The sequence below is a fragment of the Leisingera sp. MMG026 genome (assembly GCF_021654205.1).
Lineage (GTDB): Bacteria > Pseudomonadota > Alphaproteobacteria > Rhodobacterales > Rhodobacteraceae > Leisingera.
On the sequence record NZ_JAKFZM010000013.1, the window covers coordinates 1 to 11638 of the forward strand.

An 11638-nucleotide genomic window follows, 5' to 3' on the forward strand; every position below is an offset into this window, starting at 1 on the left:
CTGTCTGGGGTTCCAGTTCTGGCTAAGTATATACAGGAATACGAGCAACTCGCACACCTCCTCAGACCAGTTCACTTCGATCTAATTGACTTCAAGAAGGATGCACATGAACTGAACAGGCTTGTATACAGTTACGCTGACGCAGTTGGGATATCCTTCGACCAACTTTCTCACGCAGAGTTCTTCAAGAGGTTGCTCTGTGCATGCATAAATCGCTGGGGGCTGGTCATTGAGCTAGTCGTCGAGGCTTTTGCCTTGGCTAAACTCGAAGGTGCGCAGTCGTGTTCGCTCGACCATTTTGTGAGTGCATTTGCAAAGACGTACCGTCTCCCGCCTGCATACTCACCTTTCACTGTTGTCGACTTCGAAGAGGCCTTCAATCCCGAGGTGATGGCGTCGCTGCTTCACAAAGAACAATAGCGATCAGAGCGCCTGTAGTTGCCGCGAAGGGCCCGCTTTGAGCGGGCTCTTTCTTTGCCAGACGTGTGCATGCTTTTGGTTTTGGCGTGCATGTTTTTGGGGTGCGCCACCATTTGTCAACTCACAAGTAACTGATTTTAATTGGTAAAATTCGCGAGTCGGATTGCCGAATCAATAAGGCGCGCATTCATATGCCTCATTGGCACCTGTTGCTGCCAAGGAGGCATAAGAATGCACAGAAGCCGGTTTTCATGCACACCGGTTGTCAACATCAAAATGCTCGGAACAGCCTTTTTTTGCGGACCTTCGTCCAGATCGCAGCACTGCTCCGGGTCTTCAACGCGAAGGGCGGGAAGCTGATGGGGTGGATGGCTCCTGCTCCAACCGGCATCGCAATGCGCCATAGTGCAGGTGTCTCAGTCTGCTTTGAGAGGAGCCACCCCATGCAAGTTACCACCATCGGCTTGGATCTGGCCAAGAACGTTTTTCAGGCTCACGGAATTGCCGAAGATGATGCCGTTGTGTTCAACCGTCCGCTGCGGCGTGCGCAGGTGTTGCCATTCTTCAAGAAACTGGAACCTTGTCTGATCGGCATGGAGTTATGCAGTAGCGCCCATCACTGGGCGCGCGAACTGACCGCCCTGGGCCACGATGTTCGTTTAATCCCGCCGATGTATGTGAAACCGTACGTCAAACGCGGTAAATCAGACGCTATTGATGCCGAAGCAATTTGCGAAGCATTGACCCGACCAACGATGCGGTTCGTGGCGATCAAGACAGTGGAGCAGCAGTCCCTGCTGTCACTGCATCGGGCGCGTGACCTTCTTGTTCGTCAAAGAACGCAGCTGATCAATGGCTTGCGTGGTCTGGTCGCCGAGTTTGGCATCTACATCCCCAGAGGGTTGGCACGGGTGATCGGGTTCGCTGACGGCATCACCCTTGGTGAAGTTCTCGATCTGCCGGACATCGCCAACGAGGTGATCCGTACCCGGCGGGTGCGGTTGAAGCCTCAGTTGCTATAGCGGCTTGAAAGAAGCGGCTGGGTTCAGAATAGACTCCCTGATCGCGCCGCGCGCGTTCCATGCTGAGATCCAGTAGAACGCGGGTTGCCTCGTAAGCCAGAATCATCCAATCACTGGTGTTTTCCGCGATTTGCACACAAAGACGCCCTGCCGCAGAACGAACAGGCTCGCGTGCGGCTTCGCGGTTACCGAGAAAGAGCGCTTCGCGCAGAGTTTCCTTCAAGGCTTGTTCCCGCTGAATTGCCAGTTGTGCTTCCACGCGGGTGCGTTCAGGTGCAACGGCGCGCGCATGATCCGATGCTGCGATTTCAAATCGCACCAGTTCGGACAGCACCCGTTCCATCAAACCTGTTTCCATGTTTGCAACGCCCCTCGCATAGTCGAAGGCAAGGGTGCTGCGCCACGTCAATCGGTGGGCCAGCACCTCGACCTCGCGGACGACATGTGTCTTCAAGGAAAAAACCAGAAACCGGTTTGAGGCGTTTTTTAAAAAGAATTCCGGGACGCGCCACCGCCAGTAAAACGACGATGGTCTGCGTTCCAAATGCAGACATGGTGTTAATCTTCTCAATGCTCCGGCTCCCGCAGGCGGTCTGTGTAATCGGATGTGACAGAGGATGTGACCAGAACGACAAAAGCGCCCCCGGGGTGGATCTTTTTATCGTTTATTTTCATCTTATTAGGGGGAGATTGGCTCCGGCGGCAGGGAACGCAGCTGCCAGTGCCTTTTGTTGTCCAGGAGAGGCTTCCAGGGGAAGCGCGATGATGAAGCGCTCAGCCACTCGACCCTTCCTCTGGATGAAAGTTCAGTGGCCGTTCATTTGCTCGCCAGCTTGATCGCGAGCTGCAAAATGTGCGACGTCGATCCGGTCAGCTGCTTTTCCGGTACGCTGCGCGCGTTGCTCGACGGCCACCCTAAAAGCCGCATCGACGGCCTCATGCCTTGGAATTCCTCGCCCGCGTCAAGCCGCGCCGCGTAGGGGAGCGCCGAGGCGCTTACGGTTCAGTCTTGGCCGGGACTGCAAAACAGGTGACCGGCTGGGACACGTTATGAAGGGTGACCGCACCCAGCGAAATGCCTTGTGATGGATCGCTCAGGATGTCCTGGCTGACAATGACCGGATGGTTGACCGTCTTGCCGTAGTCGCCCAGCCGGGCGGCGATATTGGCGGCCTGGCCGATCACCGTGAAGTCCAGCCTCTCACGCGAGCCGACGTTGCCGTAGGTCACGCGCCCGTAGGCGATGCCGATGGCGGCTTCGCAGCGGTGGCCGTCTTCTTCCTGGGCGATTTCCTCCAACCGGGCCACAATGGTGCGGGCGCTGTTCAGGGCCTGCCTGCGGGCCCTTTCAGGATCGCTGCCGGCCGGGAACACCGCCAGCACAGCGTCGCCGATGAATTTCAGCACCTCGCCGCCGTGCTCATGCACGATGGTCGAGGCAGTCTCGAAGAACTGGTTCAGAAGCGCGATATAGTCCTGGCGGCCCAGTTGTTCTTCCAGCCGGGTGGAGCCGCGCAGATCGCAAAACATGATGGCGGCGTCGATTTCATCTCCGTCGCCGCGACGGATCTCGCCGCCCAGTACCCGGGCGCCGGTGCGCTTGCCAACATAGGTTTCCAGCAGCGACTGCGCGTTTTCGCGCTGCATGAAGATTTCATAGTAGCGCGCAATCACATCGGAGCATTCGAAGATCAGCCCCAGGTTAGCGGTGGAAAAGCCGTTCGGGTGGTCGCTGGTGAGGGTCAGCACATTGATGCGCCCGTCGGAAAAGCGCAACGGCATGGCGACATAGTCGGTGGCCCCCTCCTTGCGCAGATCTTCAAGGATCGGAAACGCATCTGCGGACCGGCAACAGCCAAGCCGGTGGCGCACACCGCCCAAGCCGTTGGAGACGTGGCGCAGCGGGCTGTTCTGATAGGCCGGGTGGTCGTGGATTTCGTAAGACGGGGCATAGGTGGTAACCTCGCCGGACGTCTTCTGCCAGATGAAATTCTTGCCTGCGATCAGCGGATGCAGGGACCATGCCATGACGGACATGCGGGACAAGTAGATGCCTTGCTCCACGAGTTTTTCTGCCAGAGCGGCCGTCAGCTCCTCGGGGGTCGGAACCAGGGCGGCGTCCCGCAGCAGCCAGTCGATCACCGGGCCGGAGATATTGCCGTAGTCCGGCATTTCCACGCTGTTGCTGCCCAGGTCGAATTCGGCCTCTGCGCCAGGCATAAAACCAATATGGCCGGATATGGCCGCTGCCTCCGGCATTGCCTCGTCGTAAGACCAGACAGCGTTCTTTAAGCCGCCGCCAGTCAACAGTACGTCGCGGTAGCTGGCGGTGCCTTTGAACGGGCAGAAGGTTTGCAAGGGGGTGTTGGAACTTAGCTGTACTGTCACGTCTTCCGAGGGAAAATAGATCGCTGGGGGCAGCCGGGTTTCATACATCACCTTGGCGCGGGAGCTTTGCGCCAGAACGGTGCCATTGCGCCGGGCCGTGACCAAGCCTTGAAGCGGCTCGATAACAATGCCGTAGCCCCGATGCGGTGCGTGTACCTGTGCATCCATCCCTGAGGTCCTTGTCCGTTGCGCCGGAAATGTGCTGAAAACCAGGACCGGCCGGCGTGGGCCGGTTCTGGACTATGTGGGGTCTGGGGACTGAAATTCCAGAGTTGAACACATGATGTTGAGCAAAGCGGAGCCAGACGGTTCAGACCATACGGATCACGTCTCTGCTGATGGCCAGCACATAACCGCGCTTGGCGATATTTTTGACAAGCAGTTCACTCACCATCTGGTTGCCCAGCGTATCCCGCAGCCGTTTTATCCGGGTGGCGCCGGCGGCTTCCTCGCAGTCTGCGGAGATGCGGCCGGAAATCACGGCTTCGATCTCGGCGCCTGACAGCACGTCATCGTCGAGCCTGGCCTCCGCCAGAACCGCCAGAGTTTCCATCGCGGCGGGCGTCAGTTTGAACCCCATGTTGTTCAGATAGACAGTGTTTTCATCGCGGCTGATCAGCAGTTCGTTCACCTGGATGCCGGAGCGTTCGATCTGCGCCATGCGGCGGTTGAGCATCACCAGCATGCCAAGCACCGCCAATGCTGCCACCATCATCGCAGTGGCAAACAGCAGCAAGACAAAAATCACCATCCGGTAACTGGTCAGCGTGTCGGCAAAGGCAGTGCCGGACTGGGCCAGGATTTCCAGCAGCTTGATCTCGGCCTGGGCTGTCAGATCGTTTTCGATAAACAGCTGCTCAACCCGCGCGTTAAAGGCATTGGCATCGGGCAGCGTCAGCAAGAGAACCGTGCCGGCAATCACCAAAAGTGCAACAATAGCAGCTATGCCGAGCGCGATTACCCTGCTGCCAGCCGCGCGGGCCTCAGAAACGGAGATAGTAGGATCCGGCATTGGCCTTCCTTTGCTGCAGGCCTTCGGGGCCGAAGACGGAAAGGACATTCAAAAGCTTCCAGCCGCCGGGCGCAATACGGGCCTGGACCTCGCGCCGGGCGGCCTTTTTCTTGCAGGCGCCGGAGAGCTGGATCACGCCGTAGTGCAGGCGCAGCGGGTTGTCTTGCTTGGCCTTGTAATCGGCATAGCAATCTGCCGCCTGGGCTGGCAGCGAAAGTGCCAGAAGGGCAGCCGCAAGAGCGGGGATCAGGAGGTTCTGTTTCATATGGGCATCCTGCGGCGGCGGGTCTTGAAATTCAATAACCGCAGGGGGTTGAGACCGCTGATATCCGATAACAAGCGGCCGATATTGCCTGTCTGAAGGGGGCGGGGCCAGGTTGGAGGCATCCAAGCGCACAGGCTGCGCATCCGACAATCAAAAGAAAGGTCCCGAAATGGCCCAGACATATGGTTCCAAGCCGCACCGCAAATTCATTGCCATGATCGTGGCAGCTTCTATTGCCATTACCGGTTTCTCGGCAGCGCCTGCCCGCGCAGACGAGGATGTCGCCAAATTCATTGCCGGCATGGCCCTGCTTGGGATTCTTGGCGCGGCCATTAATGATGCCAGGAAAGACGACGATCACGCAGTAACCCGGACTTACAACCCGCCGCGTGGCCATGGGCATGGCGGCCACAGGCATAACTCGCACAACCGCCATGGCGGCCATGTGAAACCGCTGCCGCCGCGGGTGCACCGCTATGACTTGCCGGCACAGTGTGTCCGCTATTTTCCGCGCTACAGCCGCAACTATCCGCTGGCCGGCAAAGGCTGTCTCGACCGCAATTACGGGTACACACAGAAACTGCCGCGGGCTTGCAAGGTGACCTTCTGGAACGGCAAACGCAACCGCACCGGTTACAAACCCCGCTGTCTGAAGCAGCATGGCTTCCGGATGGTCAACCGTTAACGATATTCCGCTTTCGGGCAGCAGCAACTTGGGGGGCTTCGGCCCCCTCTTTTTTGTGCGGGTTGAAATTCCGGCTCGAATTGGCTTTGTGACTGGCATGACAAAACCTGACTACAGCCTGGAAGATGCGGCCCTTGCGAAAGGGTACCTGAGAATAGCCGGAGTGGACGAGGTGGGCCGCGGCCCGCTGGCCGGGCCGGTCACTGCCGCAGCGGTGGTGCTGGACATCTCTGCTATTCCCGAAGGGCTCAACGATTCCAAGAAACTGAGCTTGAAAAAGCGCGAAGCGCTGGAAGGAAAAATTCTGGCCGCTGGCCAGGTATCCGTTGCCCATGCCTCAGTCGAAGAGATTGATTCCCTGAATATTTTACGTGCTTCGCATCTGGCGATGGAGCGCGCGGTAGCGGCCCTGGATCCGGCACCGGACTATCTGCTGATAGATGGAAACCTGATACCCAGAGGGTTGGCTTTGACGTCGGAGGCTGTGGTCAAGGGAGATGCCAAATCAGTCTCCATCGCGGCGGCGTCGATAATTGCCAAACAGGAGCGTGACAGGGTCATGGTGGATTTGGCGCAACAGTTTCCTGGATATGGCTGGGAGAAAAACGCAGGCTACCCCTCGAAACAGCACCGTGAGGCGCTAATTGAATTAGGTGTGACCCCACATCATCGGCGGTCATTCAAACCCGTACACAACATCTTGTATCAAGAGTGAACCGTAGGGTGTTGTTCTAATAAACAAATTGACCTCGAATCCGCGATGACTCATCCTGTGGACAACCTAATGAGCGCAAAAATGCGCCGCGGGTATGAGGCAGAGCAATGAATAAAACTATGACAAAGGGCGCGGCAGCGCTCCCTTTAAACACGATTATGGGCGGCGATTGCATCGAGGCGATGAACAGTCTTCCGGCCAATTCGGTCGATCTGATCTTTGCGGATCCGCCGTATAACCTGCAGCTGAAAGGCCAGCTGCATCGCCCTGATAATTCCAAAGTCGATGCTGTTGATGACCACTGGGACCAGTTTTCCAGTTTTGCGGTCTATGACCAGTTCACCCGCGAATGGCTGAAGGCGGCGCGCCGGGTGCTGAAGCCGAACGGGTCAATCTGGGTGATCGGCTCCTACCACAATATTTTCCGTGTCGGATCGGCGCTGCAGGACGCAGGCTATTGGGTGCTGAATGATGTGGTCTGGCGCAAGTCGAACCCGATGCCGAACTTCCGCGGCAAGCGGTTCACCAACGCGCATGAGACGATGATCTGGGCGTCCAAGTCGGAAGGCGCGAAATACACTTTCAACTACGAAGCCCTGAAGGCGCTGAACGAGGGTATTCAGATGCGCAGCGACTGGGTGCTGCCGATCTGCACCGGACATGAGCGGCTGAAAGACGAAAACGGCGACAAGGCGCATCCGACGCAAAAGCCGGAATCGCTGCTGCACCGGATCCTGGTCGGCTCGACAAACCCGGGCGATGTGGTTCTGGATCCGTTCTTTGGCACTGGCACCACCGGCGCTGTGGCCAAAATGCTCGGGCGCGAGTTCATTGGCATCGAACGCGAGGAAGCTTATCGCAAGGTGGCGGAGAAGCGGATCAAGGCTGTGCGCAAATTCGACCGTGAGGCCCTGGAAGTGTCTGCCAGCAAACGCGCGGCACCGCGGGTGCCCTTTGGCCAGCTGGTCGAGCGCGGCATGCTGCGACCGGGCGAGGAACTGTATTCGATGAACCGCCGCCACAAGGCCAAAGTGCGGGCTGACGGCACTCTGATCGGCGACAACATCAAGGGTTCTATCCATCAGGTGGGCGCGCATCTGGAAAACGCCCCGTCCTGCAACGGCTGGACCTACTGGTGCTTCAAGCGCGAAGGCAAGACCGTGCCTATTGACGTGCTGCGCCAGCAGATCCGGGCTGAGATGCAGAACTAAGGCCCGGGGCTTTTGTGAGCGTGAAAACCTATTGCAGGTGCCTGTGCATAATGCACAGGCGCACACCTTGCCCCGCCTGCATCAGGCGGGGTTTTTTAGTTTCTGCGCTGTGATGCGCTATTCCCTGATCAGAACAGCGCAACTATCTGCAATACTGACGCGGCGGCAGCCAGCGGGAAGAGGGGAAAGCCCATGACCGATACCGCATTTATCTCCGGAACCGGAGCTGTCCAGGAACCCGGAACCGGTGGTCAGAACATTTCGACTGCGGAAAACAGATTTGCAGAGGCGGCGCTGGATGCGCACAAGCGGCGCGGGCTGCAGCTGGCAGTGCGGGCCCGCTGGATCGCACTGCCCATAATCGCGGTCTTCATCGTCTTCCTGAACCCAGTCTGGAGCGTGCTGTATTACCACGGCATTCTTGCGCTCTTGTGCCTTAACGGCTGGTTCATCAGCCGGGTGGGGACAGTGGGCAGGTCACGGCAGGAGCTGTTTCTGATCTTTCTCGATCTTCTCATTATGACCATCGGCCTGGTCGTGCCCAACCCGTTCGACGCCCGGGATATACCGGTAGCTATGCAATACAGGTTTGATAACTTTCAATATTTCTTTGTCATCTTGGCCGCAGGCACTATGGCTTATTCCTGGCGCACAGTGATTGCGATCGGCACATGGACGGCGACGATGTGGCTCAGCGCGCTGGCGCTGGCGTGGTGGTTTGCCGTTCCGGTTCCCGGCCTTTCGGAGGCTGTAACCACAGCGCTTGATTTTGACCCGGAGCTGGCCGGGTTTTTTGACCCAAACAGCTTTGTGATCCAGCTGCGGGTGCAGGAGGCCGTGGTCTTTGTGCTGGTGGCGGTGACGCTGGGCTTTTCGGTGCGCCGGTTCAACGCGCTGCTGAGGAGCAACGCCAGCCTGGAGCGGGAGCGGGCCAATCTGTCGCGCTATTTCTCGCCCAATGTGGTGGACCAGCTGTCGCAGAACGACGAGCCGCTGAAGCAGGTGCGCAGCGAAAATGTGGCGGTGCTGTTCATCGATATCGTTGGCTTTACCCGGTTGTCTTCAGGGATGGACCCGCGAATGGTGATTGACCTCTTGCGGGAATTCCATGGCCGGATGGAGGGGGAGGTGTTCCGCCATCACGGCACGCTGGACAAATACTTGGGCGACGGGCTGATGGCGACCTTTGGAACGCCGGTTGCCGGCCGGCAGGATGCCACCAATGCACTGGCCTGTGCCCATTCCATGCGCGAGTCGCTGATGGCATGGAACAGGGAGCGCGCCCGTCAGGGTAAGGCGGAAATCCGCGCCGGGATCGGAATTCACTATGGCGAAGCGTTGCTGGGCGATATCGGCTCCAACCGGCTGGAGTTTGCGGTGTTGGGCATGACAGTGAATATCGCCGCCCGGCTGGAGAACCTGACCCGCAAGCTGCAGGCCGGGATTGTGATCAGCGAAACGCTGGCCGCGCAGGTGAGGGCAGAGCAGGCCGGCCTGGATCTGCTGGACGGCAACGCCCGGCATCCGGATCAAGAGGTGCGCGGGCTGGATCAGCCGATGACGGTTCTGGCCTGGACGTAAGCCCTACCGGGGTAACGGATTCTGCGCTTTGTTATAGGCGTGCCAATCGGTGATCTCGGGGTAATACCGCTGCCGCCAGCGCCGCACCCGCGGGTTCATCACCCGGCGCCATAAGGGCGGGATCATCGCAGCGACGGTCATCACCGGGTAGCCATAGGGCAGCTGCGGCGCGTCGGCTTCAGTATAGTTCTGCAACAGCGGAAAGCGGCGGTTTGGTTTGTAGTGGTGGTCCGAATGGCGTTGCAGGTTGATCAGCAGCCAGTTCGACGCCTTATGCGCCGCGTTCCACGAGTGGCGAGGCTGCACCGGTTCGTATTTGCCATCGCCCAGGTGTTTGCGGGTCAGCCCGTAGTGTTCGACATAGTTGACCACCTCCAGCTGCCAGATGGCGACCCCGGCCTGCACCAGAAACAAGAGCACCCCGGTCAGCCCGCCCAGCAGCATCGCCAGCAGCAGCATCGCGGCCTGCAGCGCCCAGTAGCGGAAGAACGGGTTCGATTGGTCGGTCCAGTGGCAGTTCTTCTTCGCCAGCTTCTCCCGTTCAGCGCGGAATGCGGAATGCCAGCATTGCCGCAGAACCCGAGGGTAGAACCGGTGGAAGCCCTCGTTATAGCGGGCTGTCACCGGGTCGCGCGGAGTGCCGACATAGCGGTGATGCACCAGCAGGTGCTCGGACCGGAAATGCGAGTACATCACCATAGCCAGCAGGATATCCCCCAGCCAGCGCTCAACCCGGCTGGACTGGTGCATCAGCTCGTGACTGTAGGTGATACCCACTGCGCCGGTGACGACGCCAACCCCAAAGAATACAGCGAATTTTCCGAATGCACTCAAATGATCGGCACCGCTGACGTACCAGATCAATCCGAACAGCGTGACGAATTGCAGGGGCACCCAAGCTGCGGTCAGCGCCTTGTACCAAGTGAGATCTCTGTCCGGCGTTTCCGGGTCGGCGTTCTCCAGGTTCAGCCCGAATGCCCCGTCCAGCATTGCAAACAGATGCCAGGTTACCAGCGGCGGCAGGATAAGTGTCCAACCGCCTTGAAGTGCGGCGACCCAAACCAGCGGCAGCAGCAAAAAAGACATCCAGAACGGCAGGGCGCTTTGCCAGCGGGCAAGGGTTTCGGGGGCGATCATGCCTGTGTCTCCCAAATCAATCAGCGCGCGTTTGCGCTGACACTATGCCCTAACATCTGAAAACCCAAGAGCGGCGCCGGGTTCTTTAGAGGCCTTGATAAAGATCGAAAGCCTTGCGCATTACCGTAGGCAGGCTGGAGGGGCGGAAATCGTGGCGTGGTATCAGTTCCTGCGCTGCATTCCGGTTATAACCTTCAGGCAATTCGGCCGTCATCACCCGAAGGATCAGATGGAAATGAGTAAAGGTGTGGCGCACTTCCCCATCCTGCTCTTGCCAATCCGCTTCAAAAGGCGGGTTCGGACCAGGGGCGTCACTCCACTCCGAACCGGGCCAGCCAAGCATGCCGCCCAGCAGCCCCTTGTCTGGCCGCCGTTCCATCAGCCATGTGCCGTCGGCAGATTTCGCCAGGTAAACGATACCCTTCCGGGTGGGTTTCGGTTTTTTCGGCGTCTTCTTGGGCAGCTCAGCCGCAGTGCCCGCAGACCGCGCAGCACAGGGATCGCGCCAGGGACAGATGCCGCAGGCCGGGTTACGGGGCGTGCAGATGGTGGCGCCAAGGTCCATAACCGCCTGGGCGTAGTCACCGGGCCGCTGAGACGGGGTCAGTTCTGCCGCGCGTTCTTTTAGGACAGGTTTCACACCGGGAAGCGGGTCGTGAATGTCGTGCAGCCTGGCCATCACCCGCTCCACATTACCATCCAGAACGGTCTCCGGGCGGTTGAACGCAATCGAGGCGATGGCGGCGGCGGTGTAGGGGCCGATACCGGGCAGTTTGAGCAGGTCATCGTAATTGTCCGGGAACTCTCCACCGGAACCGCCTGCGACCGAACGGGCGCACTTCAGTAGGTTGCGGGCGCGAGCATAGTAGCCAAGGCCGGCCCATTCGGCCATGACTTCGGCGTCCGCCGCTGCAGCAAGATCGGTTACAGTCGGCCAACGGCTGGTAAAGCGAAGAAAATAGTCCCGCACCGCGGCCACCGTGGTCTGCTGCAGCATCACTTCGCTGAGCCAAACCTTGTATGGATCGGGGCGGTTGCCTGCCGCTCGCTCTGCGGGGCCCACCCGCCAGGGCATCCCGCGGGCATGGACGTCATACCACGCAAGCAGGTCTCCGCTCATCGCGGCGGAATTACTGATCAAGTCACGCATTCGTTATTCCTTGGCTCGCGGTTTGGCTGGCGCCTGCATTCCGGCTCTTTAC

The 11638-nt window shown here is 59.0% G+C and carries 11 protein-coding genes and 2 pseudogenes; 7 read left to right on the forward strand and 6 right to left on the reverse strand.

The window, feature by feature from the left end; all coding sequences use genetic code 11:
• Positions 1–420 (forward strand): annotated as a pseudogene (locus L1069_RS08910) (hypothetical protein); the annotation flags it as partial.
• 443 nt (positions 421–863) lie between these two features.
• Positions 864–1403 (forward strand): annotated as a pseudogene (locus tag L1069_RS08915) (IS110 family transposase); the annotation flags it as partial.
• Here the strand turns inward: L1069_RS08915 and L1069_RS08920 are convergent.
• Positions 1354–2013 (reverse strand): DUF6538 domain-containing protein, encoded by a 660-nt coding sequence (locus tag L1069_RS08920; protein WP_237455420.1) that lies wholly within the window; start codon positions 2011–2013, stop codon positions 1354–1356. The pseudogene L1069_RS08915 and the gene L1069_RS08920 sit on opposite strands and share 50 nt — an antisense overlap.
• Positions 2014–2251: 238 nt before the next feature.
• Between L1069_RS08920 and L1069_RS08925 the strand changes: the two genes are divergently transcribed.
• Positions 2252–2422 (forward strand): transposase domain-containing protein, encoded by a 171-nt coding sequence (locus L1069_RS08925; RefSeq protein WP_129372482.1) that lies wholly within the window; start codon positions 2252–2254, stop codon positions 2420–2422.
• Positions 2423–2438: 16 nt separating this feature from the next.
• Here the strand turns inward: L1069_RS08925 and L1069_RS08930 are convergent, their stop codons facing one another.
• The 3 genes from L1069_RS08930 to L1069_RS08940 all read right to left on the reverse strand — a co-directional run bounded on the left by L1069_RS08930 (position 2439) and on the right by L1069_RS08940 (position 5107).
• Positions 2439–3998, reverse strand: a complete 1560-nt coding sequence (locus L1069_RS08930) for a DUF427 domain-containing protein (RefSeq protein ID WP_237455421.1) — start codon at positions 3996–3998, stop codon at positions 2439–2441.
• 142 nt (positions 3999–4140) lie between these two features.
• Positions 4141–4842 carry a hypothetical protein gene (locus L1069_RS08935; protein ID WP_129372480.1) on the reverse strand — a complete coding sequence of 234 codons (702 nt, stop codon included), beginning with the start codon at positions 4840–4842 and terminating at the stop codon, positions 4141–4143.
• Positions 4814–5107 carry a hypothetical protein gene (locus L1069_RS08940; protein ID WP_134831124.1) on the reverse strand — a complete coding sequence of 98 codons (294 nt, stop codon included), beginning with the start codon at positions 5105–5107 and terminating at the stop codon, positions 4814–4816. The genes L1069_RS08935 and L1069_RS08940 overlap by 29 nt, the downstream gene beginning before the upstream one ends.
• A 169-nt stretch (positions 5108–5276) precedes the next feature.
• Between L1069_RS08940 and L1069_RS08945 the strand changes: the two genes are divergently transcribed.
• From L1069_RS08945 to L1069_RS08960, 4 genes are all read left to right on the forward strand, one after another.
• A complete protein-coding gene (locus L1069_RS08945) occupies positions 5277–5792 on the forward strand; it encodes a hypothetical protein (RefSeq protein ID WP_129372478.1) in 516 nt (171 codons plus the stop codon).
• A gap of 97 nt (positions 5793–5889) precedes the next feature.
• Entirely contained in the window at positions 5890–6507 is a 618-nt protein-coding gene (locus L1069_RS08950) for a ribonuclease HII (protein ID WP_237455496.1), read from the forward strand.
• Between the two features lie 107 nt (positions 6508–6614).
• Positions 6615–7718 carry a site-specific DNA-methyltransferase gene (locus tag L1069_RS08955; protein WP_024092002.1) on the forward strand — a complete coding sequence of 368 codons (1104 nt, stop codon included), beginning with the start codon at positions 6615–6617 and terminating at the stop codon, positions 7716–7718.
• 192 nt (positions 7719–7910) lie between these two features.
• Complete coding sequence (locus tag L1069_RS08960; RefSeq protein ID WP_129372476.1) at positions 7911–9299, forward strand: adenylate/guanylate cyclase domain-containing protein; 1389 nt, start codon at positions 7911–7913, stop codon at positions 9297–9299.
• 3 nt (positions 9300–9302) lie between these two features.
• Here L1069_RS08960 and L1069_RS08965 read toward each other — a convergent pair whose 3' ends face one another.
• Together L1069_RS08965 and mutY are read right to left on the reverse strand one after the other, a co-directional pair.
• Positions 9303–10436, reverse strand: coding sequence for an alkane 1-monooxygenase (locus tag L1069_RS08965; protein WP_237455422.1), 1134 nt, complete (start codon positions 10434–10436; stop codon positions 9303–9305).
• 85 nt (positions 10437–10521) lie between these two features.
• Positions 10522–11586, reverse strand: coding sequence for an A/G-specific adenine glycosylase (gene mutY / locus L1069_RS08970; protein ID WP_237455423.1), 1065 nt, complete (start codon positions 11584–11586; stop codon positions 10522–10524).
• Positions 11587–11638: the final 52 nt, after the last annotated feature.